5 protein-coding genes are annotated in these 4,101 nt (G+C 71.1%); 1 reads left to right on the plus strand and 4 read right to left on the minus strand.

What is annotated here, in order from left to right; translation table 11 throughout:
* From B8460_RS11920 to rimP, 4 genes are all read right to left on the minus strand, one after another.
* Positions 1-215, minus strand: a 215-nt coding sequence (locus tag B8460_RS11920) for a translation initiation factor IF-2 associated domain-containing protein (protein WP_048861822.1), incomplete at its 3' end; no start/stop codon positions are given.
* A complete protein-coding gene (locus B8460_RS11925) occupies positions 215-985 on the minus strand; it encodes an RNA-binding protein (RefSeq protein WP_277813974.1) in 771 nt (256 codons plus the stop codon). The genes B8460_RS11920 and B8460_RS11925, both read right to left, overlap by 1 nt.
* Positions 986-1,043: 58 nt before the next feature.
* Positions 1,044-2,636: a transcription termination factor NusA gene (nusA, locus tag B8460_RS11930; protein WP_048861826.1), complete on the minus strand. Its 1,593-nt coding sequence runs from the start codon at positions 2,634-2,636 to the stop codon at positions 1,044-1,046.
* 77 nt (positions 2,637-2,713) lie between these two features.
* Complete coding sequence (gene rimP / locus B8460_RS11935; protein ID WP_048861823.1) at positions 2,714-3,283, minus strand: ribosome maturation factor RimP; 570 nt, start codon at positions 3,281-3,283, stop codon at positions 2,714-2,716.
* 223 nt (positions 3,284-3,506) lie between these two features.
* On the opposite strand from rimP, the gene B8460_RS11940 reads away from it, so the two are divergent.
* A partial coding sequence (locus B8460_RS11940; protein WP_048861824.1) for an acyltransferase family protein occupies positions 3,507-4,101 on the plus strand: 595 nt, incomplete at its 3' end.

Below are 4,101 nucleotides of genomic sequence, written 5' to 3' on the forward strand. Positions count from 1 at the left end.
GGCTGGCTCGTGCCGCCGCCAGTGCCGCCCGCGGGCGGTCCGGCCGGGCGCGGGGCGCGGGTCTTGCGCACCTCCACCTGCACGACCTTCGACCGGCCATGGCTGAAGCTTTGCCGGACGGAGCCGCCATCCACGGTCCGGCCAACCTCCGTGCGCCCGACGGGTCGCAAGGAAAGCCGGCTCTTGCCCGTGTCCTGATCGTTGCCTTCGCTCATTACCCCGTCCGCTCGTCTACGCCCTGTCCGTTGGCCGGCACATCCGGCCATCCGGTACGTTTGTCATCTCCGGCACCGCCCGCCCCGCCGGGGGAGCCGTCATGCCGCCTGTCCGCCGCGCCGCCCGGCGACGCAGGTCCGGGCAACGCCATGCCCGCGATGCGTCCCGCCTCGGCGCGCAGCGCGTCCGCCAGCCGGCCAGGGGTCACCGCCACATGCACCGCGTGCTCGCGCCCGAATACCGCCCCCAGGCTGGCCGCATCGAGCGGCGCCACCACCGGAAGATCGCGTCCCCCCAGCAGACGCGCCCGTTCATCCTCGCTGCCGTCGGCGGCCTGCACGATGAGGCCGGCCCGCCCGTCACGCACCCACTCGCGTGCCTTCTGGAAACCCGCGACGGCCTGTCCCGCGCGACGTGTCAGACCGAGCAGCTCGGCGAAGCGACGCGACAGACCCGCCCGCAAAGTGTCCGGCAGATCGGGCTGCACCGTGACCGGGCCGCGCGCGGCCCGTGCGAAGTATCCGACCAGCTTCCCCTGGACGCGGGCCTTCTCTAGCACATCACCCCGCGCGCTCAACCAGATTCCCCGGCCCGGCAGCCGTGCGGCAAGGTCGGGGATCACCACGCGGTCGGGCGAAAGCACGAACCGGATCATCTGCTCCTTCGGCAGGCGCGCGCGCGTGACCACGCAGCGCCGCCACGGCCCACGCTCCTCGGCGTCGTCCCCCGGGTCATCCTCGCGCGGCGCCGGATCGTCCGGCGGGGCCAGGGCAGCATCGGGCGGAGCATCGGGCGGGAGATCGGGCGCTTCCGCGCCCGGCGCGGGTTCAGTCGTGACCGCTCTCCTCATGCGCCGTGCCGCCCGCCGCCTCGGCGCCGGCCGCGTCGTCCGCGCCCGCGTCATCCGCGCCGCCGGCTTCCTCGCCGTCGAACCAGTGCGCGCGGGCGGCCATGATGATGTCGTTGGCCGTCGCCTCGTCCATGTTGTCGGCGCCGACGATTTCGATCAGCTCGTCGGAGGCGAGATCGGCGAGGTCGTCCAGCGTCTTCACGCCGCGCTCGCCCAGCGCGACCAGCATCGCCGGCGTCAGCACCTCGATGGCCGCCACCTCGTCGGTGACGCCGAGCGCCGCCCGCTTCTCGTCGAGCTCGCGGTCGCGGCGGGTGATGAACGCCTCGGCGCGCCGGATCAGCTCGGCCGCCACGTTTTCGTCGAAGCCTTCGATTGCGGCCAATTCTTCCTCGGGGGTGAAAGCCAGTTCCTCGATCGTGTTGAAGCCCTCGGTCACCAGCAGCGCGGCGATCACGTCGTCCACGTCCAGTGCCTCGACGAACAGGCCGGAGCGGCGTCGGAACTCCTCCTGCCGGCGCTCGCTCTCCTCGGCCTCGGTCAGGATGTCGATGTCCCAGCGGGTCAGCTGGCTCGCGAGGCGGACGTTCTGCCCGCGCCGGCCGATCGCGAGCGACAGCTGCTCGTCCGGCACCACGACCTCGACGCGCCCGGCCTCCTCGTCCATCACCACCTTGGTCACCTCGGCGGGGGCGAGGGCGTTGACGACGAAGGTCGCGGCCTGCGGCGACCAGGGAATGATGTCGATCTTCTCGCCCTGCAGCTCCTGCACCACCGCCTGCACGCGCGAGCCGCGCATGCCGACGCAGGCGCCGACCGGGTCGATCGAGCTGTCGCGCGAGATCACCGCCATCTTCGCGCGCGACCCGGGATCGCGGGCGACCGCCTTGATCTCGATGATGCCGTCGTAGATTTCCGGCACTTCCTGCGCGAACAGCTTCGCCAGGAAGCCGGGATGCGTGCGCGACAGGAAGATCTGCGGCCCGCGCGGCTCCTCGCGCACGTCATAGATATAGGCACGCACCCGGTCGCCGTTGCGGAAACTTTCGCGCGGGATCAGCTCGTCGCGGCGCAGCAGCGCCTCCGCCCGGCCGAGCTCGACCATCAGGTTGCCGTACTCGGTGCGCTTGACGGTGCCGTTGATGATCTCGCCGACGCGGTCCTTGTATTCGTCGAACTGCCGCTTGCGCTCGTATTCGCGCACGCGCTGGACGATCACCTGCTTGGCGGTCTGGGCGGCGATGCGGCCGAAATCGATCGGCGGCAGCGGATCGACCAGGAACTCGCCGACATTGATCTCCGGGCGGAACTTGCGGGCGATGTGGATCGGGATCTGCGTCGCCTCGTTCTCCATCTCCTCGACGACCTCGGTCCAGCGCGACAGGCGCACGTCGCCCGTCTTGCGGTCGATCGTCGCGCGGATGTCCTTCTCCGTGCCGTATTTGGCGCGGCCGGCCTTCTGGATCGCCTGCTCCATCGCCTCGAGCACCTCGTCGCGGTCGATCGACTTCTCGCGGGCGACCGCGTCGGCGACGAGCAGCAGCTCCGGGCGGGAGACGGCGGTATCCATCATCGCGGCCGGGATCGGCGGATTGCCGGCCGACTTGCTGCGCGGGGGCGTGGTCTGGGCGCTCATCTCGCTCTGCCTCAGTTGGTCTGGTCGGTTGCTGGACGCGGGCGGGCGGTGGCTTCGATCAAGGCATCCGTCAGCACCAGCTGCGCCCGCCGCAGGTCGGCCAGCGGCAATGCCACCTCCGCCCCGTCGTCGAGCCGCAGCCGTGCCGTGTCCGTCGCGGCGTCGGCACCGAGCACGATGCCCGCGAAACGCTTCCGGCCGTCCAGCGGCACGGCCATTTCCACGCGCGCACGGTGCCCGGCGAAATTAGTCCAGTCCTTGATCCGCGTCAGCGGCCGGTCGATGCCGGCGCTGCTGATCTCCAGGCTCCAGGCGCTGTGGATGACGTCCGCTACGTCCAGCACCGCGCCCAGCGCATGGCTGATTTCTTCGCAATCATCGACGCTGATCAGGCCGCCATCGGCCCGGTCGGCCATGATCTGCACCGTCGGCCGCTCCCGCCCCTGCACCGCCACGCGCACCAGCTCGAACCCCATCTGCACGAGGGTCGGGGCGACGATATCGGCGATGCGGGCCTCCAGCCCGGTATGGCGGGGCAAATCGGTCACGGGCGCGTCGATCAACAGAGCGGTTGCTTCCATTACCCCGATACAAACGCCTGTCGGGCGGCCGATGGGCCACCTCGTCTCGGCATGACGTTGTCGGGGTTCCAAGCAGATAGCCGCCGGGCGCGCCGGTTGCAAGCACCCGCGACCGCTCTGTCCACCTATCCGGTTGCGTCGGTCGTGAGAAATACAACCTTAAGTGTTGCCGCGCTCCCGGGCGGCCGATAGGCTCCTTCCTGCGGCGGCGGCGGAGAAAGCGGTGCGGCGTCTGGATTGCCTCGACGGGCTGCGCGGGTGTCTGGCGCTCTATGTGCTCGCCTCGCACGTCGCGCCCTACGCGCTGGTGCCGCCGTCGCTTGCTTGGCTGCCCGGTCTGGTGTCGCACGGACAGGCCGCGGTCGATGTCTTCTTCATCCTCAGCGGCCTCGTGATCACGCAGTCGGTGGCCGCGTTCGGCGGCCGCGCCGCGCCGTTTCTGCTGGCCCGCGCGGGACGCACCTATCCGGTCTATGTCGCCTGCCTCGCGCTCACCGTCGCGGTGCTGGCGCTGCCGCCGCCGGCGATGCCGTGGCTGCATGCCCCGCTGGATATCTGGCCGCATCCGCCCGCCGATCACGGCGCCGCGCGGCTCGGCCTGCATCTGCTGATGCTGCAGGGCCTGCCGCCGCAGGGCGTGCTGCCGGACGTCTGGGTCGGCTATCTCGGCTCGGCCTGGAGCCTGAGCACCGAGTGGCAGTTCTACCTCGCCGTCGTGCTGGTCTGGCCGCCGGACGCCGCGGCGGCGCGGGGGGACGCGATGCGGCGGCTGGCGCTGGCCTTCGTGGCCCTCGCCGCCGTGGGCGCCCTGTGGCAGG

The organism is Acidisphaera rubrifaciens HS-AP3 (assembly GCF_000964365.1).
Taxonomy (GTDB): Bacteria; Pseudomonadota; Alphaproteobacteria; order Acetobacterales; family Acetobacteraceae; genus Acidisphaera; species Acidisphaera rubrifaciens.